This is a genomic window from Streptomyces sp. NPDC058683 (assembly GCF_042716195.1).
Lineage (GTDB): Bacteria > Actinomycetota > Actinomycetes > Streptomycetales > Streptomycetaceae > Streptomyces.
This window is the reverse complement of the sequence record NZ_JBHXSK010000133.1, coordinates 1-1,794: the sequence shown is the minus strand read 5'-3', so window position 1 is coordinate 1,794 and position 1,794 is coordinate 1. Positions and strand designations below refer to the sequence as shown.

The 1,794-nt window shown below is 67.3% G+C and carries 3 protein-coding genes; all 3 read right to left on the bottom strand.

The features are described 5' to 3' along the window. Positions 1–128: 128 nt before the first annotated feature. Complete coding sequence (locus tag ACFWXC_RS52995; RefSeq protein ID WP_384491539.1) at positions 129–524, bottom strand: hypothetical protein; 396 nt, start codon at positions 522–524, stop codon at positions 129–131. 94 nt (positions 525–618) lie between these two features. Then, entirely contained in the window at positions 619–1,272 is a 654-nt protein-coding gene (locus ACFWXC_RS52990; protein WP_384491537.1) for a transposase, read from the bottom strand. Next, positions 1,182–1,721 (bottom strand): winged helix-turn-helix domain-containing protein, encoded by a 540-nt coding sequence (locus tag ACFWXC_RS52985; protein ID WP_384491541.1) that lies wholly within the window; start codon positions 1,719–1,721, stop codon positions 1,182–1,184. Before ACFWXC_RS52985 ends, ACFWXC_RS52990 begins: the two co-directional genes overlap by 91 nt. Positions 1,722–1,794: the final 73 nt, after the last annotated feature.

Genomic DNA, 1,794 nt, shown 5'->3' with positions numbered 1-1,794 from the left:
TACTGAACTTGAAAGCGTGATGTCGGTAACGATCACCCAGCCGACGCGCGCGTGTTGGTGCCGTAGCTCAACGATCTACGAGTGGCGCCGGGCGGTGGGCTGGCCGACACGGAGACACCCGGGAGCGGTCATGGCCGCGGGCCGTGGACGACTTCGATCTCCAGCCTCGGGGTCTGATGGGAGTTCACCTGAATTCGGCCCCAGTCTCCGACGAGCGCGAACTCCCCGGCGATCCACGTGAACTCGTCGATGGTGCCGTAGTCGATCTCCCCGCTCGCATCTCGGGCCGGCGGAGTCCCCTGGTCAGTCCAGGTGAGGCCGCGGACGGCGTCGAAACAGAGCAGAGCCGGACGGAAGCAGGCCCGATCGTCTCCCAGCGGCGGGCCGAAGTCGGGATGCCCTGGATCGAGCATCAGGTCCAGCCTGAACATCAGCTTCCCCGGGCGGGCTTCGATCCCCAACACGTAGCTGCCCTCGAGCTGGATCTTCTCGAAGCCCGGCAAGCTGCGATAGTCCGCCCGCATCCGAGACCTCCCTGGTGCCCACGTCGTTCTACGACGACGACACGCTACCCCTGCCCATGCCCATCCCGGCCGCCCAGGATCAAGATGGGCACGCTCACCGCGTCGTCGCGAAGGCGGGGGCAGCGGTCGAGGGTGCTTCGCTGAACCTCAGTCCCGTTTCTGCGAAGCAGCCGTCAATCACCTGCGGCCTGTACTGCAACATCTTGAGCTTGCGCTTGACCGCGCGGGTGATCTGGCCGAGGTCGGCGGCCGCGAGGTTGCCGAGGTCGCGCTTCACCAGCGACCAGATGCCCTCGGTCGGGTTCAGATCAGGGGCGTAGGTCGGCAGCTGGAACACGATGAGCCAGTCGGAGTTCGCGGCGATGAAGTCCTTCATGCCGGCGGTCAGGTGGAGGCGTACGTTGTCCCACACGAGCACGATCGGGGTGCCGAGCTGGATGTGAGCACGGACGATGAGGTCGCGGAAGTCGCGCCACCCGAACCCCTTCGGCTCGCCCTTGCGGCCCCGGTACTCGCGGATCGCGTAGATCAGCCGGGATCGCTCGCCGGGCTTGTAGCAGGTCATCCCGGCCATCGACACCCGTCCGGAACCGCGGCCGCGCACTCGTACGACCGGTGTCTGGCCGACTCGGCCCCAGGTCCTGGCTCGCGGCGGAGTCATCGACTGCCCGGCCTCGTCCTCGAAGACCAGGTAGGCGCCGCGCTCCGCCGCGGTGCTCTTACCCGCGGCCAGATCTCCTTCTTCCACACCTCGACCGCGTCATCGTCACGCTCGATCGCCCGCCGCATGGGCTGCTGCCATGACCAACCGTGCCGCCGCAGCAGCTGCCAGGTGCCCTCGACGGTGTAGGAGACGTGGAACAACCGACCGATCAACGTCTTGATCCGCGCCAACGTCCACCGCTGATCCACCCACCCATGAGCCAGCGGACCGCGCTCCAACTCCCGTTCCAATCTCACGACCTGGGCTTCGCTGAGCTTCGAGCGCCCCGGCGAGCCCTTCGACAGCACGCCGGCCTCGCCCTGCTCGCGCCAAGCCCGGCGCCATCGCTCCACCGAACGCAGGCACACCCGCAACGCGACCGCGATCTCCGGGTTCTTCTGACCGCCCTCGAAACGCTCGACGGCCTGCAGCCGCAAACGCTCCCGCGCTGTCCTCCCAGCGTCGGTCAACCCGCCGCCCTGTGCATACCTCACCCGCACTGGACTACCGGCTCGGAGGGCCCGATGTCCGACGAACGGGACCGACATCACGCTTTCAGGTTCAGTA